This is a genomic window from Psychrobacillus syltrankelensis, from assembly GCF_055454035.1.
Genome location: NZ_CM144227.1, coordinates 303643 through 329154 on the forward strand (window position 1 = coordinate 303643; position 25512 = coordinate 329154).

22 protein-coding genes are annotated in these 25512 nt (G+C 35.6%); 19 read left to right on the forward strand and 3 right to left on the reverse strand.

The window, feature by feature from the left end:
- Positions 1-2 precede the first annotated feature (2 nt).
- From obgE to pheA, 3 genes are read left to right on the forward strand one after another with little or no spacing between them, the layout of a single operon-like run.
- Complete coding sequence (gene obgE / locus ACTSKG_RS01515) at positions 3-1292, forward strand: GTPase ObgE (RefSeq protein ID WP_464756399.1); 1290 nt, start codon at positions 3-5, stop codon at positions 1290-1292.
- A gap of 17 nt (positions 1293-1309) precedes the next feature.
- On the forward strand, positions 1310-1765 hold the full coding sequence (locus tag ACTSKG_RS01520) for an ACT domain-containing protein (RefSeq protein ID WP_464756400.1): 456 nt from the start codon (positions 1310-1312) through the stop codon (positions 1763-1765).
- Positions 1766-1777: 12 nt separating this feature from the next.
- On the forward strand, positions 1778-2656 hold the full coding sequence (pheA, locus tag ACTSKG_RS01525; protein WP_464756401.1) for a prephenate dehydratase: 879 nt from the start codon (positions 1778-1780) through the stop codon (positions 2654-2656).
- A 759-nt stretch (positions 2657-3415) separates the two neighbouring features.
- Here pheA and ACTSKG_RS01530 read toward each other — a convergent pair.
- Positions 3416-3946, reverse strand: a complete 531-nt coding sequence (locus tag ACTSKG_RS01530; RefSeq protein ID WP_464756402.1) for a 3H domain-containing protein — start codon at positions 3944-3946, stop codon at positions 3416-3418.
- Positions 3947-4082: 136 nt separating this feature from the next.
- Between ACTSKG_RS01530 and safA the strand changes: the two genes are divergently transcribed.
- The 8 genes from safA (at position 4083) to ACTSKG_RS01570 (ending at position 11378) form a co-directional block, all read left to right on the forward strand.
- The gene (gene safA, locus ACTSKG_RS01535) at positions 4083-5048 is read left to right on the forward strand and encodes a SafA/ExsA family spore coat assembly protein (RefSeq protein ID WP_464756404.1); all 966 of its coding nucleotides are present in this window, start codon (positions 4083-4085) and stop codon (positions 5046-5048) included.
- A gap of 3 nt (positions 5049-5051) precedes the next feature.
- Positions 5052-5900, forward strand: coding sequence for a phosphotransferase (locus tag ACTSKG_RS01540; protein WP_464756405.1), 849 nt, complete (start codon positions 5052-5054; stop codon positions 5898-5900).
- A 104-nt stretch (positions 5901-6004) separates the two neighbouring features.
- The gene (gene ruvA / locus ACTSKG_RS01545; RefSeq protein ID WP_464756406.1) at positions 6005-6625 is read left to right on the forward strand and encodes a Holliday junction branch migration protein RuvA; all 621 of its coding nucleotides are present in this window, start codon (positions 6005-6007) and stop codon (positions 6623-6625) included.
- A 527-nt stretch (positions 6626-7152) separates the two neighbouring features.
- On the forward strand, positions 7153-8166 hold the full coding sequence (ruvB, locus tag ACTSKG_RS01550; RefSeq protein WP_464756407.1) for a Holliday junction branch migration DNA helicase RuvB: 1014 nt from the start codon (positions 7153-7155) through the stop codon (positions 8164-8166).
- Positions 8167-8180: 14 nt separating this feature from the next.
- The gene (gene queA / locus ACTSKG_RS01555) at positions 8181-9221 is read left to right on the forward strand and encodes a tRNA preQ1(34) S-adenosylmethionine ribosyltransferase-isomerase QueA (RefSeq protein WP_464756408.1); all 1041 of its coding nucleotides are present in this window, start codon (positions 8181-8183) and stop codon (positions 9219-9221) included.
- Positions 9222-10361, forward strand: coding sequence for a tRNA guanosine(34) transglycosylase Tgt (gene tgt / locus ACTSKG_RS01560; protein ID WP_464756409.1), 1140 nt, complete (start codon positions 9222-9224; stop codon positions 10359-10361).
- Between the two features lie 43 nt (positions 10362-10404).
- On the forward strand, positions 10405-10668 hold the full coding sequence (yajC, locus tag ACTSKG_RS01565) for a preprotein translocase subunit YajC (RefSeq protein WP_464756410.1): 264 nt from the start codon (positions 10405-10407) through the stop codon (positions 10666-10668).
- Between the two features lie 71 nt (positions 10669-10739).
- Positions 10740-11378 (forward strand): DUF421 domain-containing protein, encoded by a 639-nt coding sequence (locus ACTSKG_RS01570; RefSeq protein WP_464756411.1) that lies wholly within the window; start codon positions 10740-10742, stop codon positions 11376-11378.
- Here the strand turns inward: ACTSKG_RS01570 and ACTSKG_RS01575 are convergent.
- The gene (locus ACTSKG_RS01575; protein WP_464756412.1) at positions 11362-12888 is read right to left on the reverse strand and encodes a putative polysaccharide biosynthesis protein; all 1527 of its coding nucleotides are present in this window, start codon (positions 12886-12888) and stop codon (positions 11362-11364) included. The genes ACTSKG_RS01570 and ACTSKG_RS01575 overlap by 17 nt on opposite strands.
- 91 nt (positions 12889-12979) lie before the next feature.
- On the opposite strand from ACTSKG_RS01575, the gene ACTSKG_RS01580 reads away from it, so the two are divergent.
- The 7 genes from ACTSKG_RS01580 (at position 12980) to dtd (ending at position 22374) form a co-directional block, all read left to right on the forward strand.
- Positions 12980-13294 (forward strand): post-transcriptional regulator, encoded by a 315-nt coding sequence (locus ACTSKG_RS01580; protein WP_464756413.1) that lies wholly within the window; start codon positions 12980-12982, stop codon positions 13292-13294.
- Between the two features lie 210 nt (positions 13295-13504).
- Positions 13505-15772, forward strand: coding sequence for a protein translocase subunit SecDF (secDF, locus tag ACTSKG_RS01585; RefSeq protein ID WP_464756414.1), 2268 nt, complete (start codon positions 13505-13507; stop codon positions 15770-15772).
- Positions 15773-15855: 83 nt separating this feature from the next.
- On the forward strand, positions 15856-16206 hold the full coding sequence (locus ACTSKG_RS01590; RefSeq protein WP_464756415.1) for a LapA family protein: 351 nt from the start codon (positions 15856-15858) through the stop codon (positions 16204-16206).
- Positions 16207-16629: 423 nt separating this feature from the next.
- Positions 16630-18960 carry a single-stranded-DNA-specific exonuclease RecJ gene (recJ, locus tag ACTSKG_RS01595; RefSeq protein WP_464756416.1) on the forward strand — a complete coding sequence of 777 codons (2331 nt, stop codon included), beginning with the start codon at positions 16630-16632 and terminating at the stop codon, positions 18958-18960.
- A gap of 12 nt (positions 18961-18972) precedes the next feature.
- Positions 18973-19485 (forward strand): adenine phosphoribosyltransferase, encoded by a 513-nt coding sequence (locus ACTSKG_RS01600; protein ID WP_387583936.1) that lies wholly within the window; start codon positions 18973-18975, stop codon positions 19483-19485.
- Positions 19486-19730: 245 nt separating this feature from the next.
- Positions 19731-21923 (forward strand): RelA/SpoT family protein, encoded by a 2193-nt coding sequence (locus ACTSKG_RS01605; protein WP_464756417.1) that lies wholly within the window; start codon positions 19731-19733, stop codon positions 21921-21923.
- A gap of 13 nt (positions 21924-21936) precedes the next feature.
- Complete coding sequence (dtd, locus tag ACTSKG_RS01610) at positions 21937-22374, forward strand: D-aminoacyl-tRNA deacylase (RefSeq protein ID WP_464756418.1); 438 nt, start codon at positions 21937-21939, stop codon at positions 22372-22374.
- A 477-nt stretch (positions 22375-22851) separates the two neighbouring features.
- Here the strand turns inward: dtd and ACTSKG_RS01615 are convergent, their stop codons facing one another.
- The gene (locus ACTSKG_RS01615; protein WP_464756419.1) at positions 22852-24282 is read right to left on the reverse strand and encodes a PQQ-dependent sugar dehydrogenase; all 1431 of its coding nucleotides are present in this window, start codon (positions 24280-24282) and stop codon (positions 22852-22854) included.
- A gap of 455 nt (positions 24283-24737) precedes the next feature.
- On the opposite strand from ACTSKG_RS01615, the gene ACTSKG_RS01620 reads away from it, so the two are divergent.
- On the forward strand, positions 24738-25319 hold the full coding sequence (locus ACTSKG_RS01620) for a hypothetical protein (protein WP_464756420.1): 582 nt from the start codon (positions 24738-24740) through the stop codon (positions 25317-25319).
- Positions 25320-25512 lie beyond the last annotated feature (193 nt).

The following is a 25512-nucleotide window of genomic DNA, read 5'->3' on the forward strand; positions in this document are numbered from 1 at the left end:
AAATGTTTGTTGATCACGTAAAAGTGTATGTCAGAGGTGGAGACGGCGGAGATGGAATGGTTGGTTTCCGTCGTGAAAAGTATGTACCACTCGGAGGCCCTGCAGGTGGGGACGGTGGAAATGGTGGAGACGTTATTTTCGTAGTAGATGAGGGTTTACGCACGTTAATGGATTTCCGTTATAAAAGAATTTTTAAAGCGAACCGTGGAGATCACGGTGGAAGTAAGAATATGCACGGAGCAAATGCGGATGATTTATTTGTAAAAGTTCCTCCAGGTACTGTTGTCATGAACGAAGAAACAGGTCAGGTTATAGCTGACTTAGTTGAACATGGTCAAAAGGCTGTTATTGCTAGAGGTGGCCGTGGAGGTCGTGGGAATTCTCGTTTTGCAACCCCAGCCAACCCAGCACCAGAACTGTCAGAAAAAGGTGAACCAGGTTTAGAATTAAATGTTACATTAGAACTTAAAGTCTTAGCAGATGTTGGATTGGTTGGGTTCCCAAGTGTGGGGAAATCGACTTTATTATCCGTTGTATCATCCGCGAAACCCAAGATTGCTCCTTATCATTTCACAACTATTGTTCCTAACTTAGGAATGGTCGAAACAGAAGATCATCGTAGTTTTGCTATGGCTGATTTGCCAGGATTAATCGAAGGTGCACATGAAGGAGTTGGTCTAGGTCATCAATTCTTACGTCATATTGAACGTACACGGGTAATTGTGCATGTAATTGATATGTCTGGGCTTGAAGGACGAGATCCTTATGAAGATTACTTGACGATTAATGAGGAATTAAAACAGTATAATCTACGCTTAACAGAAAGACCTCAACTAATTGTTGCAAATAAAATGGACATGCCTGAATCAGAAGAAAATTTAAAAGTTTTCCGAGAAAAAATTGGCAATGAAGAGAAAATATTCCCAATTTCAGCAATTTCTCGACAAGGGGTACAGGACTTGTTATTTGCGATTGCTGATCTGTTAGAAAACGCACCTGAATATCCATTACAAAATTTAGTTGAAGAAGAAACTGAAACATCTGTTATGTATAAACATGAAGCGAAGAAAGATGATTTCATCATTTCAAGAGACGATGATGGTGCATTTATATTATCAGGTGGAACTGTAGAACGCTTATTTAAGATGACAGACTTCAGTCGTGAAGACTCTATTCGCAGATTCTCAAGACAATTACGTGGTATGGGAATCGATGAAGCACTTCGAGAACGTGGTGCTAAAGATGGAGATACTGTAAGACTATTGGAATTTGAGTTTGAATTTATCGAGTAGGGAAATGAGGAAACCGTATGAAAGATGTGACCCATCAACGCTTTTATTTAGTAAGGGAGGATGTACTTACCGAAGCAATGCAAAAAACTTTGGAAGCTAAGTACCTTCTCCAATCCGGAAAAGTATCCTCTATTTGGGATGCGGTAAAAGAAGTTGATTTATCTCGGAGTGCTTTTTATAAATATCGTGATGCGGTTTTTCCTTTCCATTCGATTGTACAGGAAAGAATTTTGACGGTATTTCTGCAACTTGAAGATAGAGAAGGCACTCTTGCCAGACTTTTACAGCTTGTTGCAGAATCTTCTATAAATATTTTAACCATACATCAAACGATTCCCATTCAGGGGAGAGCAAGCGTTACTTTGTCTTTAGATGTAACTGCAATGACTAAACAGCTTGATGAATTTATCAATGATATGAAGCGACTAGACTTTGTGGAATCTGCCGAAGTAATTAGTTCTGGTGCTTTGTAAGGAGGGTTTCATATGGAAATACAAAAAGTGGCTTATCTTGGACCGGAAGCTTCCTTTACGCATTTAGCAACAAAAGCATTATATAGTAGTGATGTACTTGTACCGTGCCGGACGATACCTGAGTGCATCGAAACTGTCGTAAATGGAAAAGTAGATATTGCAGTAGTTCCCCTAGAAAATGCTTTGGAGGGGACTGTTCCACTGACTATCGATTACTTATTTCATGAAGTAGATCTTTATGTAATTGCGGAAATACAAGCTCCTATTGAGCAGCATCTTATGGTACATCCTAATAATGAGGAAAAATGGGAAGAAATAAAGACTATTTATTCACACCCACATGCTTTGGCACAGTGTCATAAATATTTATATTATCGATTTGGAAAAGTACCTTTGGAACAATCAACTTCAACAGCAGCTGCTGCAAAGTTTGTTTCCGAAAAAGGAGAGTCATGTATTGCAGCAATCGGAAATTATTCCGCTGCAGAAGAATATGGATTATCAATTGTTGAGCATAATATTCATGATTTCCATTTTAATCATACACGTTTCTTTGTTCTTTCAAAAAGAAATCTTTGTTTGCAGAAGACAAGTCATATTGGTCAAGTAAAAACGACTGTTATGATAACCTTACCAAAAGATGATCGTTCAGGAGCTTTACATCAAGTACTTTCCGTTTTTGCTTGGAGACAGCTTAACTTGAGTAAAATTGAATCTCGTCCATTAAAAACAGGCTTAGGGCAATACTTCTTTGTTATCGATATTTTAGAAGACGAGAGAAAACCTATGATGGTTGGAGCTTTAGAAGAGTTAAGGGCTTTAGGATGTGAAGTCAAATCACTTGGCTCTTATAATACATATGAAACCGAAAATGAAGTACCTTTAGACTGATATTCTTTTAAGAGAACGCAATACTTATAAATATACAAAAAGAGGCTGGGACATAACTAGTCTATAAATTAAAAAAAACGTGAATCGGTAACTCGATTTCACGTTGTTTACTTCATTTTTAGAAATACGTCGTCAAGAGTTTACCCTCTTAGCACATATTTCCGCAAGTTTACGGCAATTAAAGAAATCCCGATTTCCTGTTCATCCTTCGATTTTCCACGAGCAGAAATCGAGGGGTGATTTAATTTTGAAGAAGCTCGTTATACATTTGATTTGACTTTTCAATCAGATTTTTATGTAAGAAGCCTTTCTATACTAGTTGTTTGAAGTGAAGGCGGCGACTCCTGGGGGAACAGCACGAGCTGAAAGCCCCGCAGGAGCAAGGCGACGAGGAGATTGAAGCCGTGCCCCCGGAAAGCGCCCGCCGTAACGGAAAACAAATACAGGTAAATTTTAATAGAAGCCCCGAAAACTTTACTGGTCGTAAAATTTTCGGGGCTATTTATTTTGTGGAGAGTTTTGTCCCAACCTCTTTTAAAATAGAAACAGGAAAAAGACACTCGCTTTCCGCGGACGAACCATCAAGCCTCCTCCTTCGATGCGCTTCGTGCGGAGTCTCGCATCTTTTTCCTCTATTTATACTACATTTATAGACGATACCATCTAAAATTCCTTTTGTAATAGCTATAGCTACTGTTTAGCCCCAAGTGCTTGAGATTTTGTAAAGACAAGATATTCTTAAGGAACACTTTCGTTTTTCTATTCCTCAATCAAATATCCTTTTTTTCGAATCGCATCTATTCCTCGATTCAAAGTTTCTTCTTTCGGAGCAGAAAGAAGATGAAGATGGATGCCTGAAGTAAGCTCTAATAAGAATGAAGCCTCTGTTTCTCTTACCTTCTTTAAAAACAATTCGACATCATGGCGATTTGACACCATGATAGATGAAGTGATTTCTCCGTAAACTGGATGTTCTACTGTGACGTTTTCGACTGTTACACCTGCATCAACCAACGTGAGCAATTCATCCTCGGAATCTTTGGATTGATGCCGGCATGCTACTCGTTTTTGGACATACAACATATTTTCTTTGTTAGGCATAAGAATATATCCTTGACTAGTAGAAATGATTGGAATGTTCGTTGCTTTTAATAATGTAATATCGTTTACTATTACTTGACGACTGACATTCGCTAGTTTAGCCAATTCTGTCCCTGTAATAGGTTGTTTTTGTTCTTTTAAAAAAGATAAAATCCATTCTCTTCTTTCTTGACCTTTAAGTTTTTTCAACAAAAATCCCTCCAAACTTGCATAACTGCATACTATCCTTACATAAGTTTAACATGAAGGGACTTACATTGTTTTAAAAACATGTGACCATTTGAAATTGATATACATATTTTAAAGGGAAGGAAGGAGGAAAACTGTGCACATCCATATCGTACAAAAAGGGGATACTCTTTGGAAAATTTCGAGAAGCTATGGCGTTTCCTTTGATGAACTTAAGAAATTAAATGCTCATCTCGCAAATCCGGAGTATATTGTGCCAGGGATGAAGATTTTTATTCCTGAAACGAAAAAAATGGAGTCTTCGAGACATCCATATAGCGAGGAACGCCCAGTTAAAAAAGAAATGGTAAAGAAGGAGGAAGTCAAGATTCAACCACATCATGAAACTACAATGAAACACCAACCTGTTCATACAACTCATCCACACCATCCACACCACACACATCACCCACACCATCCAGTCCATATATCGCATCCAGTTCATGTTCATCCAATTTATAAAGCTCTACCGGCTCATCCAATTCATAAAGCCCTGCCAGTTCAACCTGTTCCAGTTGCTCCACCAGTGCAACAAGCACCACCTGCACCGCCAATCCAACCATACACTATGCCTTATCATATAATGCCAGTACCCGAGTTAGAAATGACTCCATCCCCTCAGGGTTGGAGACTTATTGAATCTACATCAATTCATATAAATATTCACAATGAAGATCATGAAAAAGAAGTAATCAAAGTAACGAATGAGGTTAGTCCTGTAGCACAAGTGCCGCCAATGCCACCAATGCCACCATTACCAACAGCTCCACCATTACCAACAGCTCCACCAGTTCAACCTACCCCAGAATATGTGAGCCCGGCAATGGAAGAGCAGTCTTCTGAATTCGGACCAATGATGCCATTCGAACCAATGTGTCAATGTGAACCAATGTTGCAATATGAACCAATGTGTCAATGTGATCACTGTCAGTCAATGCAACCATTTCCATACATGGAACCTAATATGATGCCATTAATGGAACCTTACGGGGTTAATCCATATACGCATGTATGTTATGTTCCAGTGTATCCATGTCCACCACATCCGTACCATCACTTTTAAAAAGTGAATAATTATATTCGACAAATAAAAAAGAATGTATGGAAATGGGAAAATGAAAATGGTCTTTTTTCTGTAAAAAAGTATTCAACGGTGGAACAAGCAGAAAAAATTCGCTTAATTCACCAAGAACTACAGCAACTTGACAAACCATTTATTTTACCTGTAATGGAATCTGTCCAAGAAGACTTTATCATACAACCTTGGTTTAAAGGAACACATTCGGTTGATTACGGCAGTGAAATAGATCGAAAAGAAGTCTTTTCTTTATTGAAAGAGTTACACGAGACAAATCGAATGATAAAATGGGAAGACAACAACTTGCTTGGGCAGTTTGATTTAATTTCTAAATGGCAAAACCGTTATTTAAAAATGAAAGAGATCTCTTACTTTGTAGAGTATTATATAGGTGTAGATAAAACTAAGCTACTTCTTCAATATGGTGAAATTGCATTGAATAATATAAAATCATTTGGTAATAAAGAAATTACAATATTGCATGGTGATGTTGTACATCACAATTTTTTAACCAACCAAAAAGCATACAAAATGATAGACTTTGATCTTGCTGTAATTGGTCCAAAAGAAATGGAAGACATTTTGTGGATACATCGTGTGCTTCCTGCAATTGACTATGATATTTATTTTTTAATTCATGAGTTTCCTTCTTTAGAAAAGGTAGTTTCTAAACATAAAGAGGCATTGATGTATCCGAATGAATTATATAGAGAATGGCTGTATGCTTATGCATTGCCAATAGATAGAAAGCAAAAGTTTATTGATCAGTTAATTCCATATACAAATAAAGCATTATTGGAATGGCCAAAATTATGTTATAATTTAAGTAAATTATAAGTGAATAAATATAGAGTTGGTCGCTCGTTTAGAGAGCGACCTTCTTTCTTGTTGTCTATACTATTATGCTATAATAGGTCTGTCGATTGTGAGGGATAGAAGATATGTATGATTATATAAAAGGTCAGGTTACGCGCGTTACACCTGAGTATGTTGTTGTTGAACAACAGGGGATTGGTTATCAAATATTTACCCCAAATCCGTTTGCTTTTCATAAAAGCGACGAAATAATTCAAGTATATACACATTTTCATGTAAGAGAAGATATTCAGCAATTAATGGGATTTTTAGATCTTTCCCAAAGAGAGTTGTTTAGAAAGCTTATCCTTGTCTCAGGCATAGGTCCAAAAGGAGCACTAGCTATTTTAACAAGTGGTGAGCCAAATCATGTAATACAAGCAATAGAACGAGAAGACGAATCATTTCTTGTCAAATTTCCTGGTGTTGGTAAAAAAACTGCTCGACAAATGATTCTCGATTTAAAAGGAAAATTAAATGACCTAATAAATATAGAACAATTTAATTTTACAACGGACGAGCCATCCTTATTTGACGAGAGCCAAGAAAATCATGAGTTAGAAGAAGCTATGCTTGCATTAACGGCATTAGGGTATTCTGACCGTGAATTGTCAAAAATTCGTCCGATATTAAAAGGAGACGAATCACTGAAAACAACAGATGATTTCATAAAAAAATCACTTCAAATATTATTTTCTGGTAAATAAGAAAAAACGGGCAAAAAGACGCCCGGTCCTTAAAAAAAGTTGCATAGGTTTGTTAGTTACTTTCTGCTATGGCGGACGCTTTTCGCGGGCATGAATTTAGTCTCTTCGTCACTGCATTCCAATCAACTAGTATATATGGACGAATAATAATTTTTAGTAAGATTGATGACATTTAAATCCTACGAACATTAGATAGAGAACTATATTTTATCAGTATGCACAAAATTCATGTTAGGTACTACTACTCACTTAATGGATTGTAGCGAAAGGCGGCGACTCCAGCGGGATGAGTGAGACAGATGAGCCATTACAAACGACGCGAATGCGGCGGTGATGGCTCATCGCTCACCCCGCGGAAAGCGTCCGCCTATAGCGGAAATAATGCTGATTTATGAAGAGTAGATTATACATATTCATACATTTCATTTTAAAATTGTTCGCGTTGTACTCAAAATTTAATTATGAAATTGATTCACCTAATATTAAAAAAGTTTTCTTATGATATTTGAAAAAAGGAGGTTCTAGAAATGACGGAGCGTGTAATATCGAGTGAAGTTTCTAATTTTGATGAGCCGTTTGAACAATCGCTTCGACCACAATTATTATCGCAATACATTGGACAAGATAAGATTAAACACAATTTAGAGATTTTCATCCAAGCAGCTAAAATGAGAAGTGAAAGTTTAGATCACTGTTTATTGTATGGACCTCCTGGACTTGGTAAAACTACACTTGCGGCTGTAATTGCAAATGAAATGGACGTTCAAATTCGAATGACGAGTGGACCAGCTATTGAACGACCAGGAGATTTGGCGGCAATAGTTAGTTCACTTGAACCTGGTGATGTTTTGTTTATAGATGAAATTCATCGCTTAAATAGATCCATTGAAGAAGTGCTCTATCCCGCAATGGAAGACTTTTGTTTAGATATTGTTGTTGGGAAGGGTCCATCTGCTCGCAGTGTTCGACTTGACTTGCCACCATTTACATTAATTGGTGCGACGACAAGAGCAGGATCATTATCAGCACCACTTAGAGATCGTTTTGGTGTATTATTAAGGCTAGATTATTATGATGAAGAGGCTTTAACATCCATTGTGGTTAGAAGTGCGGAGTTATTTAATGCTTCGATTGATTATGAATCTGCAGGAGAGATTGCAAGGCGTGCAAGGGGAACTCCTCGAATTGCAAATCGATTACTAAAACGTGTAAGGGATTACGCACAAGTTCGAGGTAATGGACATATTTCAATCGATCTAGCTAGAGAGGCATTAGAACTTTTGCAAGTTGACCCAAGAGGTTTGGATCATATTGATCATAAATTAATAACAGCAATGATTGAACGGTTCAGAGGTGGTCCTGTAGGTTTAGACACAATTGCGGCGAGCATTGGGGAAGAATCGACAACGATTGAAGATGTGTATGAACCTTATTTAATGCAAATTGGCTTTATCCAACGATCTCCAAGGGGAAGAATAGTATCCTCACTTGCTTATGAGCATCTAGGATTTCCATTGCCAAATGAAAAAGACAACATGTAAAGGAAGTAAGCTATATGAGAGTAGAAGATTTTGATTTTGATTTACCAGAAGAGTTAATCGCACAAACCCCACTTCTGGACCGGACTAGCAGTAAATTGTTAATTGCGGATTATCCAAAAAATTTATATAAGCATGAAACATTTTCCGCTATTCTAGGTGAATTAAACGAAGGCGATTGTTTAGTCTTAAATGACACGAAAGTAATGCCAGCTCGTTTAATGGGAATAAAAGAAGAGACAGGTGCGCATATAGAGGTTTTATTGCTAACTCAGATTGAAGGGGACCATTGGGAAACGCTAGTGAAACCTGCTAAGCGGGTAAAAGTAGGAACAAAAATTACTTTTGGTAGTGGTTTATTAACAGCAGTATGTACAGAACTGAAAGATCACGGCGGAAGAATATTTAAGTTTGAATACAATGGTTTGTTTTTTGAAGTTTTAGATCAGTTAGGTGAAATGCCATTGCCTCCATATATTCACGAAAAATTGGAAGATAGAGACCGCTATCAAACGGTATATGCAAAAGAACAGGGATCTGCAGCTGCACCAACTGCTGGTCTCCATTTTACTAAGTCACTTTTAGATGAAATAAATGGAAAAGGTGTTAAGATCGCATATGTGACTCTTCATGTAGGACTTGGTACATTCCGACCAGTTAGTGTTGATTCAATCGATGAACACGAAATGCACTCGGAGTTTTACCGTGTTTCAAAAGAAACTGCACAAACGATTAATGAAGTGAAAGAAGCTGGCGGGAAAATTGTTGCAGTGGGAACAACCTCGACAAGAACTTTGGAAACAGTTGCTACCAAGTTTGATGGGAAGATAGAAGAAGATAGCGGATGGACATCAATATTTATTTATCCAGGGTATGATTTTAAATGTATTGATGGGATGATTACTAACTTTCATTTGCCCAAATCTACTCTCGTTATGTTAGTAAGTGCTCTTACCTCTAGAGATTTTATATTAGCAGCATATAAAGAGGCAATAGAAATGCGTTATCGCTTTTTCAGTTTTGGTGATGCAATGTTTATAAAAGGAAGGAACTATTAAATGACAGCAATAACTTATGAACTAATTAAAAAAGATAAACAAACAGGAGCTCGCCTTGGCATCGTTCACACACCACATGGTTCTTTTGAGACGCCTACATTTATGCCAGTTGGAACACAAGCTACTGTGAAAACAATGTCTCCGGAAGAGATTAAAGGAATGGATGCTGGGATTATATTAAGTAATACCTATCACTTATGGCTACGTCCAGGTCATGATATTATTCGCGAAGCAGGTGGACTGCATAAATTTATGAACTGGGATCGTGCCATTTTAACAGATTCCGGTGGATTTCAAGTATTTAGTTTAAGTGACATGCGTAAAATTGAAGAGGAAGGAGTCCATTTCCGCAATCATTTAAATGGGGATAAATTATTTTTAAGTCCTGAAAAATCAATGGAAATTCAAAATGCGTTAGGTTCGGATATTATGATGGCATTTGACGAATGTCCTCCGTACCCAGCAACATTTGAATACATGAAAGCGTCTGTTGAACGTACATCACGCTGGGCAGAACGATGTTTAACAGCACATACAAATACAAGCAATCAAGGCTTATTTGGTATTATCCAAGGGGGAGAATATGAAGAATTGCGTAGACAATCCGCAAAAGATTTAGTATCATTGGATTTTCCGGGTTATGCAATTGGTGGTCTTTCTGTAGGAGAACCAAAAGATGTGATGAATCGAGTACTCGATTTCACGACACCTATGATGCCCGAAAATAAACCACGTTACTTAATGGGTGTTGGATCACCCGACTCATTAATTGATGGTTCTATTCGAGGGGTGGACATGTTTGACTGCGTGCTTCCTACACGAATTGCTCGTAATGGAACATTTTTCACGTCAAAAGGTAGATTAGTTATAAAGGGAGCTGCGTTTGCTCGTGATTTTGGACCAATCGATGAAAAGTGTGATTGTTATACCTGTCAAAATTATTCTAGAGCGTATCTTCGTCATTTGTTCAAAGCAGATGAGACATTTGGATTACGTTTGGCCTCTTTCCATAACCTTCATTTCTTAATGAATTTAATGAAAGACGTACGCCAAGCAATTCGTGATGATCGGTTACTTGATTTTAAGGAAGAGTTTTTTGAAGAGTATGGATATAATAAACCAAATGCAAAAAATTTCTGATTCTTGTATACTATAAATAGATAAAAAGGAGGGGATAAAATACATGGCAAATTTAACAGGCTTATTGCCGATTGTTGCAATGTTCGCAGTGATGTGGTTTTTCATCATACGACCAGCACAAAAACGTCAAAAAAATACGTCACAAATGCAAAATAATCTAAAACGTGGAGACCAAATTATTACAGTTGGTGGCTTACACGGAAAGATAGATGCAGTAGATGATACAACTATTTTTGTAATAGTAGCTGATGGTACTCGTTTGCAGTTTGAACGCGTAGCAGTTGGACGAGTTATCTCGGAGCAATAATAAAAAAGAACTTACTCAGAATTTATGAGTAAGTTTTTTTTTATTGGGAACAGTAACTATGAGGTGATAGGATGAACGATATTCTCATCATTATTATGCGTACTTTTATATTATACTGGTTAATCTTAGTTATCCTTCGTTTAATGGGTAAAAGAGAAGTGGGAGAACTAAGCATATTTGATTTAGTCGTTTTTTTACTGATGGCTGAAGTCGGAGCTTTTGCTTTGGATGATCTTAAAAGCAAGTTTTTACATGCGATATTACCAATGATAATATTATTGGTCATTCAAATGGGTGTATCTTATTTTTCTTTAAAAAATAAAAAATTTCGAGATACAATAGAAGGAAGACCATCAATAATCATGAAAGATGGAATCATCAACGAAAAGGAGATGAGAAAACAACGATATAATTTAGATGATTTATTACAACAGTTAAGAGAACAGCAAATTGGATCTATACAATCTGTTTCTTATGCATTTTTAGAGACCTCTGGACATTTGTCTATCTTTAAAAAAGAAAGTGAACAATTTGTCTTTCCACTTATTATAGATGGAGATATTCAACAAGATCACCTTCAAAGATTTGGTAAAGACGAAAAGTGGTTGAGAGAAGAACTAAAAAAACAGTTAATTGACGATGAAAAAAAGATTTTTTATTGTAGTTATGAAAATGACGAATTATATATTCAACTTAAAACTTCTTTTTAGAGGTACGAAGTATTTGTAGAATAACGTTGACTTCTTTTCTTTTTATTTGTTTAAACAAGACTAATCCAACGGTTAAGTAAAGTAATGTAACTAAACAATCCACTATTAATGAGCGTTCTCCAATAGAGAACAATAATGGCCGTGAAATAATTGTTATTAAGAAAATCACATATGGAAGAGCAAAAAAGGAGAAGCCGATTTGTGCTTCTTTTTTCAGTTTTAACGAAGCAATATGTAAAAATGAAGTGATTAATACTCCAAAACCGATTGCAACGATTGCTCCCTTTTCTTGAATAGAAGCTTGTGAGGCAAGGAAAAATAGTAAAAGTAATTTACCAACTCCACCATAGAGGGAGTTTAAAAATGCAGCTTTGGAATTGTTTAGTGCTTGTAAAATAGAGAACAATGGACTTTGAATATAATAAAAGAAAAAAATAGGTGACAAAATTTTCATATACGTAGTAGCATTTTCAACATGAAACAAAACAGAAACAAGTTCTCCACCGTGTAAATAAAACAATGTCGCAGCATAACAGCCTGTTAATGTAGAGAATTTCAAAGATAGATGAATTCTTTCTTTTAATAATGAATAGTTCCTTCTTGCAAAAGCGTCACTAACTGCTGGGATTAGAACGACAGATAGAGCATAAGGAATAAAAGAAGGAAATAGTAATAATGGTACTAAAACCCCCGAGATAACCCCATAAAGAGTAGTTGCAGCCACACTTGCTATACCAGTTATTGCTAGAGCTTTGATGAAAATAATGGGCTCTAGAAACCATGTGAAAGAACCAAATAATTTACTACCTGAAGAAGGTAGAGCAATAGAAAAAAGTGGAGGAAGTGGATATGCGTTTGAAGCTTTTTTTATAGTTTGCTTCGCTTTCCATTTTACATATTTCCATCTCAAGTAAAGTAAAGACGCAACTTCTCCTAGTAAAGACATTCCCATTGCATAAGCAGCTGCTTCCTTAGGGGTAGCTGAAGTAAGAAGAAGAGGTAGTAAAAAACTAATCAGCAGAATTCGTATTATTTGTTCCAGTAACTGTGAAACTGCCGTCTCCTCAATTCTTGCTATCCCTTGAAAGAATCCTTTTAAGATTCCACCTGCCGCAGCAATTGGTACAATTGCAATACATACATAGAGTGTCATTGTAATGGCATCATTTTTTAATAAATTTTCAGAGATAAATGGTGTAACATAAAGGAAAAAAGGAGTAAAAGCTAGAATAGATACTACAGTAACAATGACAGATGTACGCATGACGGAGAAATAACTCGAAACAGCATTTCTTGTTCTCAATTCAGCAATAATTTTGGACATTGCTATAGGGATTCCTAGCTGAATAAGAGATAAGAAGAAAATGAAAGCGGGATATGCAGTCATATAAATGCCATATGCTTCTTCTCCAGTTAAACGGACAAATTGCATGCGATAAATAAAACCTAAAAATTTCGATAAAAATATGGCAAGCATTAATAAAATAGATCCTCTTAAAAAAGTAGACATATAACACTTCCTTCTCAAATACAGGAACATCGTTTACAATTACAATATGCTTACTACTTGGTACATTATTCTTTAAATGGGGTGTGGTATTTTGAAAATCACTTACGAAGAAATTTATTTACATGTACTACCTGCTTTAGAAAGTAAGAAAAGTGAGTTTGAAGTCTATCAATATAAAACGGTTTCTGAAATGGATATTTGGAATTTTTGTATCACAAAAAAATGGAGAAAGAAAGTTGTGCCAGAAATACCGCTTTATAATATAGTGAATGATATACTATCTATATCACCAGCAGAGTTTATGACGTTTGAACAAATCGAAAACTCGAAAACATCTAACTGGTTCTCAGAGATCAATCAAGAAGAGTTGCAATTATTATTAAATTATAAAAAAGAAGAGCAATGAATTGATTCGCTATTTGACACTAAGCGCATCGTGTTTCATAATAAATATGTTGCGTTTTTTTTGGTTTAGTTATTGTTTAGCTCTAGACAGCATTCAATCGAAGTAAAATGCTAGTTTTATGAAGTGTTCGAGGAATTACCTCCTCATAAACTATCATATATATATCGTATTAGAATGACTTCTATAGCTTTTTTAGGAGGAAATATACATATGAAAACTAGAGGACGCATAATAGCGTTTTTGTTACTCATCGTTATTTTTGCAGGGACAATTAGTCCAACTGTTGCAGGAGTATTAAATAACATTAAACTTGGTTTAGATTTACAAGGTGGATTTGAAGTTCTTTACCAAGTTGAGCCTTTAAAAGAGGGACAAAAAATTACGGATGAAGTTGTAAAAGATACCGCAGCAGCACTAAGTAACCGTATTGATGCTATAGGTGTAAATGAACCAAGCATTCAAATCGAAGGTGGAAATCGTATTCGGGTACAACTTGCTGGTGTAGAAGATCAAAACTCAGCAAGAGAACTTCTTTCTACAGAAGCAAATCTTACTTTCCGTGATTCAGATGATAAAATAATGCTGGATGGAAACGATTTGAAACAAGGTGGAGCAAAAGCTGCTTTTAATCAACAAGGGCAACCTATTGTAACACTTCAATTAAAGGACGCTAACAAATTTGCAGAGGTTACTTCTGATATAGCAGCAAGACCTGCGCCAAACAATGTATTAGTTATATGGTTAGATTATCAAGATGGAGATTCGTACGCTGCGGAGATTTTAAAACCGAAGCCAAAATTTACTTCCGCACCAAGGGTTTCACAAAGAATTAGCTCAGACAGTGTAGAAATTTCAGGTGCATTCACTGTAGAAGAAACAAAAAATTTAGCAGGTATATTGAATGCTGGTGCATTACCTGTTCATTTAAAAGAGATATTTTCTACATCAGTAGGAGCACAATTTGGATCTCAAGCGTTAAGCAGTACGATATTAGCAGGGATTATTGGGGTAGCGGCAATATTTATTTTCATGCTTTTCTATTATCGTATTCCTGGTTTAGTAGCAGTAATTTCGTTAATTGTTTATATTTTCTTGATTCTTGTAGTTTTCGATTGGATTAATGGTGTATTGACTCTTCCAGGTATCGCCGCGATTGTCCTCGGAGTGGGGATGGCAGTAGACGCCAATATTCTGACATATGAGCGAATAAGGGAAGAATTACGAGTTGGTAAATCCGTTAAAAAGGCATTTGATACTGGAGCAAAAGAGGCGTTCACCGCTATTTTTGATGCGAATATTACAACACTTCTAGCTGCAGCAGTGTTATTCTTCTTTGGTACAAGTTCTGTAAAAGGGTTTGCAACATTACTAATTATTAGTATTTTAGTCGTATTTATAACAGCTGTTTGGGCTTCGAGAATATTATTAGGACTACTTGTACACAGTGGTTATTTTGATAATAAACCAGGTTGGTTCGGAATTCCCAAAAAACGAATACATCCACCTGAAGAAGAGGTTGATACGTTAGACTTAACTACAAAATTTGACCGAATAGATTTTGTTCATAATCGCAAAATATTTTATACTTTATCTGTTGTATTAACAGTTGCTGGTATAATTCTGTTGAGTACTATTCACCTAAACTTAGGAATCGACTTCTCAAAAGGTACCCGAGTTGAACTTCAATCAACAGAGTCATTAACGAAAGAGTTTGTAGCAGACAAAATTGATAAAATTGGTTTACCTTCTGAAGATATTGTTCTTTCTGGAGAAAAAAATAATATAGCAGTAATTCGTTATAAACAAGACTTTACTCAAGCAGAAATTAAGACTTTAAAAACTGAAATGACTCAACAGTTCGGGTTAGAGCCAAATGTAAGTAGTGTATCCCCTACGGTAGGGAAAGAGCTTGCGAAAAATGCAATATATGCACTACTTATTGCAGCTCTAGGTATCGTTATTTACGTGGCATTCCGTTTTGAATGGAGAATGGGGTTTGCCTCCATCGTTTCATTACTACATGATGCATTCTTAATGGTATCTATTTTCAGTATTTTACGCTTAGAAGTAGATATTACATTCATAGCAGCTGTATTAACCATTGTTGGTTACTCCATAAATGATACAATCGTAACGTTTGACCGTATACGTGAAAATTTACATCGTAGTAAAAAGATTACATCGGAAGATGAGCTTGCGACAATTGTCAATAAATCTTTAAGACAAACACTAGGTCGTTCTGTAAATACGGTGTTAACTGTTATTTTAGTAACCGTAGCACTTCTAATTTTTGGTGCAGAAGGTATTCGAAACTTCTCACTCGCTTTATTAATTGGTTTAATTGCTGGTACGTATTCTTCTATTTTTATCGCAGCCCAAATTTGGTTTGATTTAAAAGTGAAAGAATTACGTAAAACTGGTGGAATTGAAGTGAAAAAAGAAGAGAAAAAATGGGGTTCTGATGAGCCGGTAGTATAATTTATTTGTAAGGTGGATGGAGCGGGGTATATCATGTATATATTCTGCTCCATTTTTTTATGAAAATTTAGAGGGGTGTTACAATGAAGTTTCAATGGTCATTATTATTTGGTTTATTATTCGCTATAATTATTTCTTTATTTGCTGTTTATAATGTAGGTGCTGTTCCGGTCAATTATGTATTTGGGACATCAGAGTGGCCGCTTATTTTGGTCATTTTAGGATCTGCACTTTTAGGAGCTCTACTGAGTGGTTCTGTTGCAATATACCGCTCATTTGTGCTTTCGCGTAAAGTTAAACATTTAGAGAAAGAGTTGAGAAGTAAAGAGGCTACTATCGGCGCACTTCAAAACGAATTAGTTGCTCAACAAGAAAATCGAATTAGTGAATTTGAGGATTCAGTGATTGTAAAAGATGAAAATACAACGATTTAAATTTTCTTATTTTTCTCTTGCGTACCTTTTGTATACCTGAATCAGATTAAAGTAGATGTTACTAAATAAAAATAGATAGCATCCATTGATAGAGAAGCGCTGAGCGGACGAAATTGTATCTTCGTCCGCTTTTAAATGAGTATGAAACTATTTTCTCTCTAATTATCCAAACCAAACGCATCATGCCTTCACAAATTCCAAGAGGGAGACGGACAAACACTCGCCACAAGATTACCGAAAAAAGTGGATTGAGAAGTGACGCAGTCACTTCTCAATCCACAAAAAATTTACCCGGTAATAGTGTAGCCAATGTTTCGTACAAAGCACTCAGGAATTTGTGAAGACAAGATGAACTTAAAGGTGCGCTTTTCTTATCAAGCTATATACTTCTTGTAGTATAATAAGTATTAAGGAAGTGAAAAAATGATTCAATCTAAGAAAAGATGGAGTATTTCAAGACCAGATGAACAACTCGTTTCCAATTTAGAAAATGAGCTTTCTATACCTCGAGTGTGTGCAAAAGTTTTAGTATCTAGAGGCTTTCAATCAGTACCAGAAGCATCTGATTTTCTACATTTAACGGAAGAAAATATACATAATCCATTTTTACTAAATGGAATGGATCAATTAGTAGAGCGAGTCCATAGAGCGGTCGATCAACAAGAAAAAATTATGGTTTATGGTGACTATGACGCCGACGGAATTACAAGTACTACGGTACTAATGCTGACGTTATTATCTATGGGAGCAGACGTTACTTTTAAAATTCCTAATAGATTTATAGATGGCTATGGACCGAGTGAGCGCTTATTTCAAGAAGCTTTTGATGAGGGAGTTAAACTTATAATTACGGTGGATAATGGGATTTCTGGGATTAAACAAATCCAGTTTGCAAAAGATCTTGGGATGGATGTCATTGTTACAGACCATCATGAACCTGGGGAAGAACTCCCAGTAGCAGATGTTATTATTCATCCTAGTCTCAAGGGAACAACTTATCCATTTTCACATTTAGCTGGAGTTGGAGTGGCATTTAAAGTAGCGCATGCGTTGACTGGAGAAATACCGACCGAGCTATATTATTTAGTTGCCATAGGTACGATTGCAGACTTAGTTTCATTAACCGATGAAAATCGTTATTATGTACAGCAAGGCATAAAACAAATGAAAAGATCAGGTTCAGTAGCAATAGAAGCACTAGCGAAAGTTAGTGGAGTAGAAATTGCATCGATTAGTGAAGAGACAATCGGATTCATGTTCGGACCACGAATAAATGCGATTGGTAGGTTAGGTGAAGCTTCACCTGGAGTAGAATTATTTTTAACAGAAGATCTTACGAATGCTTTATCGATCGCTAACTTGTTGAATGAGAAAAATGTAGAACGTCAAGCAATAGTTAAACAAATTACAGACGAGGCTGTAGAAATAATTGAGAATGAAATTAATTTGGACGGACCAAGTGTGATTGTTGTCGGTAAAAAAGACTGGAATCCTGGAGTGCTAGGAATAGTTGCTTCAAAACTTGTAGAAAAATATTATCGACCGGCAATTGTTTTAGGTATCGATGAAGAAAAACAGATTGTAAAGGGATCTGCTAGAAGTATTGAGGGATTTCATATGTATAAGGAACTTTCAAAAAATAGTGATATCATCCCGCATTTTGGTGGACATCCTATGGCTGCAGGAATGACATTACCACTTGAAAAATTAGAGGAATTAAAAAATAGATTACAAGCTCAGGCGAAAGAATGTTTGAATGAGGATCAGTTAACTCCAATTGTTTTAATTGATGTGCCGCTTGAAATGCATGAAATTACAACAGATGCAATTGAATCATTACAAAAACTTGCTCCATTTGGAATGGACTTTGCAAAACCAATCTATTGTATTGAAGAGGTAGAAGTTGCTTCTGTTCGAAAAATTGGATCAGCGCAAAATCACGTGAAAATGGAACTTAAAAAAGGTTCTAGTAGTCTAGATGCAATTGGTTTTGGACAAGGCGAATTAGCAGATGAGATTTCGCCCACAGCTAAAATTTCATTTATTGGAGATTTACAAGTGAATGAATGGAATGGTCGTAAAAAACCTCAATTAATGATACAAGATACTAAAACTAATGATTGGCAACTGTTTGATATTAGGGGTATTCGTCAAGTAAACCGCTGGCTCCCAATGATCTCTAATGAAAAATGTGTCTTTGTAGCCTTTAATAAAGAAACCATTTCATATTTTGAAACATTGATTCAAGAAAAGGTTTGGCTATTTTCTGATATATTCGAACAACAAATAAAATCGGATTATATAACTCTTTTAGATTTGCCTTCAGATGAATCATTGTTGAAAAAAATACTGGAATACCATGATTGGTCTAGAATTTATGCACATTTCTACTCATCCGATTCTACCTATTTTGAAGGACTTCCTTCAAGAGACCAATTCAAATGGTATTTCTCCTTTTTATCAAAACGAAAATCATTTGCGTTAAAACAACATATCCATGAGCTATCCAAACATACTGGATGGAGTCAAAACACAATTAATTTTATGTCAAAGGTGTTTTTTGAACTAAATTTTGTTAGAATAGACAATGGGATGTTGGTTATAAATGATCATCTGGATAAAACAGATTTATCTGAAGCACCAGCTTATAAACAACGAGCGAAAAAGATAGAACTAGAACAAAAGCTATTATACGCCCCGTATATGGAGCTGAAACAATGGTTTGAAGAGCGAAAAGCAGCAAACCGTTCCTGAGGAGGAGCAAGAATGGATTTAAAGCAATATGTAACAACAGTGGAAGATTGGCCAAAACCAGGTATTAGTTTTAAGGATATTACAACAATTATGGATAATGGTGAGGCATATAAATATGCGACAGACCAGATTGTAGAATATGCGAAAAAGGTACATGCTGATATTATTGTTGGACCAGAAGCGCGAGGATTCATAATAGGTTGTCCAGTTTCGTATGCACTTGGAGTAGGGTTTGCTCCAGTACGGAAAGAAGGCAAACTTCCACGTGAAGTTATTCGTGCAGAATATGGTTTGGAATATGGAAAAGATGTATTAACAATGCATAAGGACGCAGTTAAACCTGGTCAAAAAGTATTAATCGTTGATGATTTACTTGCAACAGGTGGTACAATTGAAGCAACAATTAAACTAGTAGAAGAACTAGGTGGAATTGTAGTTGGTTGTGCTTTCTTAATCGAGTTAACATACCTTGAGGGTAGAAAAAAGCTAAACAATTACGATATTTGTACTTTGATGCAATACTAAAGGTTAACCTTAATACAAAAATGGCGGTAAACTTTGACTGCTTTTAAAACGCTTGACATACTATGTTTGTAGTACGAGGTAGAAGCGAGTAGAACTTTGGTTCATGCGCTGACTCTAAAATACTAACAACGAAGAATGCGAGCGTTTTTCAACAGTCGAAGGGTGGACTTTACAAGTCCATCTTTTTTTTTATACAATATAGCTTATATACTATTCTAGAAATATAACGAAATCAGGTGAATTGCATGGCAAAAGATCAAGTGAAGACAGCAGAAGATGTTTTCGAAACTATCTCCACATATATGAACGGAGAGCATGTTGAATTTGTCAAAAAAGCATATAATTTAGCAGAGCATGCTCATCGAGAACAATTTCGTAATTCTGGTGAACCATATATTTTACATCCGATTCAGGTAGCCGGAATTCTTGCTGATCTTCAAATGGATCCAGAAACAGTTGCTGCTGGTTTTTTGCATGATGTTGTGGAAGATACAGAATATACACGAGAAGATATTGTTCGGGAGTTTAATGAAGAGGTAGCCCTATTAGTAGAAGGTGTAACGAAACTCGGTAAAATTAAATATATGTCTAAAGAAGAACAGCAAGCAGAAAATCATCGTAAAATGTTTATCGCAATGGCACAAGATATTCGAATTATACTAATCAAGCTTGCCGACCGTTTACATAATATGCGTACCCTAAAACATTTGCCTGAAGAAAAACAGCGTCGTATTTCAAATGAAACATTAGAAATATTTGCCCCTCTAGCCCATCGTTTAGGGATATCTGCAGTTAAATGGGAGTTAGAAGATACTGCCCTTCGATATTTAAATCCACAACAATATTATCGCATTGTAAATTTTATGAAGAAAAAACGTACGGAACGTGAGTCTTACTTAACAAATGTCATGAATGATATTCGTAAACAACTTGATGAGATGGAAGTTGATGCGGATATATCGGGAAGACCAAAGCATATTTATAGCATTTATAGAAAAATGGTAGTTCAAAATAAACAATTCAATGAAATATATGATTTACTTGCCATGCGAATAATTGTGAAAAGTATAAAAGATTGTTATGCGGTATTAGGTGTTATTCATACATTATGGAAACCGATGCCAGGTAGATTTAAAGACTATATTGCTATGCCAAAGCAAAATTTATACCAATCACTTCATACAACTGTAATTGGTCCAAACGGTGACCCGTTAGAGGTGCAAATTCGTACAGAAGAAATGCATAATATTGCAGAATACGGGGTTGCAGCGCATTGGGCATATAAAGAAGGTAAAAAAGTTGAAGTGAACAAACAAACCATTGACACAAAATTAACTTGGTTTAGAGAAATTCTTGAATTTCAACAAGAATCGTCGAATGCTGAAGAATTTATGGAGTCGTTGAAGTTCGATTTATTTTCCGATATGGTTTATGTTTTTACACCTAAAGGCGATGTCATTGAACTACCAGCAGGATCTGTTCCCATTGATTTTGCTTATCGTGTTCACTCAGAGGTAGGAAATAAAACAATCGGAGCAAAAGTTAACGGTAAAATGGTACCTCTTGATACAAAATTAAAAACTGGAGACATCATAGAAGTATTAACTTCTAAACAATCATTTGGTCCAAGTCGTGACTGGGTAAAAATTGCTCAATCTTCTCAAGCGAAAAATAAAATAAAGCAATTTTTTAAAAAACAGCTTCGTGATGAGAATGTGATAAAAGGTAAGGAACAAATTGAAAAAGAGATAAGGGCACAAGAATTTGACTTAAAAGAAGTATTAACTGCTGAAAATATTAAAAGAGTTTGCGAAAAATATGCATTTACAGGCGAAGAGGATTTATATGCTGCGGTAGGTTTTAACGGAATTACGGCTCAACAAGTAGTAAATCGCTTAGCAGAAAAAATGCGGAAAAAACGTGATCAAGAAGAAGCATTAGAAAAAATTACAACGGAAATGAAGGCTCCAGTTGTAAGGAAATCTACCGAATCTGGAGTTATTGTAAAGGGCATTGATAATTTGCTTATTCGTCTTTCTAGATGTTGCAGTCCTGTACCAGGAGATAAAATAGTTGGTTTCATTACTAAAGGTAGAGGTGTATCTGTGCATCGTGCGGATTGTCCTAACGTACAAAATGATGAGACCCATTCACGCATTATTGAAGTGGAATGGGAGCAGACAGACACATCAATGAAAAAAGATTATCAAGTTGATATTGAGATATCTGCATTTGACCGAGCTGGATTGTTAAATGAGGTACTACAAGTGGTAAATGAATCGAAGACACATATCGCAGCTGTTAGCGGGAAATCGGAAAATGATATTGCCACTATCCATATGACGATTAAGATTACAAATATTGCCCACTTGCATAAAGTTGCTGATCGGATTAAGCATTTACCAGATGTGTATTCGGTCCAACGAATTATTAATTAAAGGAGTTAACATCATGAAGGTATTACTTCAACGATGCAAAAATGCAACTGTGACAGTTGACGGGAAGGTAACTGGTTCTATCAACCATGGTTATTTATTATTAGTTGGCATTACTGCAACTGATAGTGAGAAAGAGATAAATTATTTAGCTGATAAAATTTCTGGATTACGTTTATTTGAAGATTCGGATGGTAAGATGAATCACTCAATTATCGAAGCTAGCGGTTCCATTCTATCGGTTTCTCAATTCACGTTATACGCAGATACCCGAAAAGGTAGACGTCCAAGTTTCGTCGATGCTGCGCGTCCAGAAATAGCAAAGCCATTATGGGAACTATTTAATAAGAAGTTGCGAGAAAAAGGATTTGTTGTGGAAACAGGCATCTTTGGTGCAATGATGGACGTTACTTTTACAAATGATGGTCCAGTAACAATCATGTTAGAGGCATAAGAAAAGCTCCAGTATCCTCAAATCCAACAGATCTTCAATCTTTTCCAAGTGCTTGAGATTAAACAGTCGTTATAATCTTACTTGGTGAATTTCTAGTCTTTCATGCTGAGTTGCGGAGTCTTCTGATTACGCTGTTCCCTCAGAAGTGTCGCCATTTTTAGTTTCTAGAAATAAGAAAAATAGTGTGAATTGTTGGCGTTCATCTTTTACTCTTTTAGAAGAGTATAAAGATGAAATTAGCTTTTTTCGTAAAGTTGGTGCCTTTCGCGAAAGGTTAGCCATGGTAGTTTCTTTATTAAAGAAAAGCGCAAGCGTCCTTTAAACGAAACATTGCCTATATATACTATTACCGGTGAAATTGGAGGAGTTGGTAGTGACTAAGTCACTTCCAACTCCTCCTTTTCGGTTATCTTATTGTGGATGTTTGTCTACCGCCTATTTGGATTTAGCAGTGCATGGTGTATCTATAGTAATAAATCATGGAACAATTTCAAAAATAGTACCCTGGTTAAAATCAGTTACTTTCATTGAGCCATATACCCCTAAATATAGTCTTGTTTGATCCAGATTCGTTCCCAAACTAACATAATAAGCTGATTGAGAACCAAAATTATAATCGGTTTCTATAATACTAAAATCATTTAGTTTAAAATTCGTACTTACCTTGGTATATGCTAAAACTCCTCTTACCGGAGACTTAGATTCTTTATCCTTGGCAAGATCGGTAAACACAACGCTTCCCATTAAATTGGGGATTCTATTCCCCATATATGGTTGAACTCCTGTAAGTGCAGTTCCTCCAAACTTATCGGTTCGGGGATCCTTATGAAAATAACTTGTTATAGGCTGAATCCGCTTTACTGAAGAAATTATTGCTTCATTGTAATAAGCAATTGTTTTTTGATCGAAAGTTTTATTTGAGGAGCAATCCTTTTTAACCGAAGTAGGAAAAGCACCTTCCCACCCTCGCCAGCCGAAGTTAATAAACCCCTCTGGGTCAGGTTTAGATTTCATTAAAGAAGCTTGAATAAGCTGAGTAACTGGTATTGGTTTATAATGAGCGAATGAAAAAATCGACTCAACCAAATTCTGACCGACATTTCCCGCATATTTGATATACTGATTATAAAACATTTGAAATGAAATGCCTGGTATATTTCGAACCCCTTTGGCAATTACCGTAAGCGTTTCCTGAATAGGTGAGGGAAGTTCATTAAAACGTGTGACTACTGGTGGATTATTGGTAAATGTATTCTTATCTACATCAATTTCAATTATTTTACCGGCAATTTCCATCATATCCTGACTTAAATTAAATGGATCATAGCCCGACCCACCGTCTCCGGTTGTTAAAACAAGGTTTCCAGTTTCAGGTGAAAAATTTAAGCTATTGACACCGTTATGATTAAAAAATGGTCTTCGTAAGTTAAGTAATGTACGTCGTATTTGAGGTTGATCATCATTTTGTAAAATCCATTCTTCAACTGTATCAATATGATCATATTGATTTTCTCTATCGATCCATTTTAGGTTTAAAGTACTTGAATCACACGGGTTAGGCTTAAAAGGTGCTGAAAGAGCACCTGGACCTTGTGTTCCAGCTACTGAATAATGAAGATAAAACAGACCGTTATAATAAAATTCTGGATGAAATGCTAACCCTAGCAATCCTCGTTCATCATATCCATTACTAGAAACACCTGGTTCAGAAACACCAAGTTTTATAATTCGCTGGCGAATATCTAAAAATGTCTTTATAACCCCATTTCCTATGTAAAAGATTTCTCCTATCTGAGTTGCAATAAATAATCTTTCGATTGAGTCACCCGGAAGTATTGCTGTTTTCAATACAGTGGGTAAGTTTATTTTACTTACAATAGGACGTAAACTAACCTTAACTTTTATCAACTAACTTTACACTCCTTCTTATTGATTTCTTTTATAAGAATATGATTAGGAATGTTCTATTAGTATCAAATTAGTGGTAGGAAATTCCGGTAAATATTTCATAATATAAGCATGTATAAAACAATCTATTTGTTAACATCTTTAATATGAATTTCAGTTTGAATTCGTATTTTTTTCGGTTGTCCTTCATAAATAACTTCTAAGGTACTAATTTCTTTTACTTCGTTTTCTTCTTTCATTAAATAACTCCATTATTAGGGATGATAACTTTTTATTACTTGTAAGAATGCCTCTTTAAGTAGGATAGAGGAATTGGATTTACTCTGAATTACCACTCGAAATATCATTGATTTTCTTTCTTTTTTATCAATGATGGGTTTTATGTGAGTTTCTTACGTATCAAAAAATGCTAGAGTAAGAAAGCTTATGTGCTGTAAGAAAAGAAGGAGGAACTCATGAATTGGTTTAGCATTTTATCTCATGAATCATACAAGCTACACCATTACTTTAAAACGTTTTCTTATTCTAAAAAACTCGTATTAACCGCCATTTTTTCTGCACTTGCAGCTATCCTGCAGTCTACCGGAAACTTTCTCCCAGGGATCGGTTATTTAATCAGTCCTTTTGCCACTCTCCCTATCTTGATTTGTACCATAATTTCTATTCCTTTTGGGTTTCAAAGTTACATTTTAACGTTTCTTTTACTTATTTTGATCCAACCTGGCGAATCTTTTGTTTTCCCGTTTACAACAGGGATAGTAGGTTTAGGAATTGGAATAGCTCTTCTTATTTTAAAAAGAAGAATTGGTATCATAGTTTTTACTTCTATATTATTAACGGCTGGAATTTGTTTTCTTCTATATATTGTCCATTTCCCTGTATTAGGACCAATCGCCAGTACATCTCTTTCTATAAAGGTTATCGGATTTATTTACATTTTTTCTTTTATATATAGCTGGGTATGGGGTGAATTAAGCAGGATTATCTTTAAGAAATGGTTTAAATTGATGGGGAAAAAAATAAGTAAACAAGTTTAGTACACATTGCCAGGTATAAGTAATTCGCTCTCTTTGTAAAGGTTTATATAGGTACAATCTTTTTTCAAAATGGACTTTTTAATTAGCCGTAAAATGGTGATTCATTCGATTTTTTATTTAACTTTATATAAAAACCCAACAGTTTGCCCTATAGATAAATATTTCGACGAAGCCTATTCTCTTTCTTATTTGC